Origin of the sequence: Pseudomonas reinekei, from assembly GCF_001945365.1 — a bacterium.
GTDB classification, from domain to species: domain Bacteria; phylum Pseudomonadota; class Gammaproteobacteria; order Pseudomonadales; family Pseudomonadaceae; genus Aquipseudomonas; species Aquipseudomonas reinekei.
The window spans coordinates 1-521 of sequence record NZ_MSTQ01000063.1; the positions used below are offsets into that span (position 1 = coordinate 1).

At 64.9% G+C, this 521-nt stretch carries 1 protein-coding gene; it reads right to left on the minus strand.

Annotated elements, in window-relative coordinates; translation table 11 throughout:
* On the minus strand, positions 1-521 hold a 521-nt coding region (locus BVK86_RS29000), incomplete at both ends, for a DUF2345 domain-containing protein (RefSeq protein ID WP_139315831.1).

The window sequence follows — 521 nt, forward strand, 5'->3', positions numbered from 1 at the left end:
CTGTCGGTTTTCGGCCCCACCCAGTCATGCTCGCCGGCATGCACAATGGCCTTGCCCTGCGTACCGATTTCGACCCCGCCACCGATCCTGATGTAGCTGCCGTCATCGGCCACCAGGCGGATGGTGGGGGCGGTGATGAGCACCTCGCCTTCGGCTGCTGACAGGTGCAGGTTCTTTTGCGCGTTGTGCACCATGTCGTCGTCCTGGGCCTGCACCAGCACCTTGCCGCGATTGGCGATGGCGCTGATGCCCTCATCCTGGGCGAAGGCGCTGATCCCTTTGCCGGCTTGCAGGCGCATGGCCGCGCCGCTGCTCAACTGCAAGTGATCCTGCGCGGTGGTGTCATGGTTTTCACCGGCGTAATGCACCTGTGAACGCGGTGTGGCGCTGACGATGCCCGCCTCAGACGCTACCGCGACCACCGGTTCCCCCGGACTGTTGCTGGTCGGTGCAGGCCATTGACTCAACGACTGGCGCAACACTTCGATGCCCTGGGCATCGACATGCCGGCTGCCTCGGGC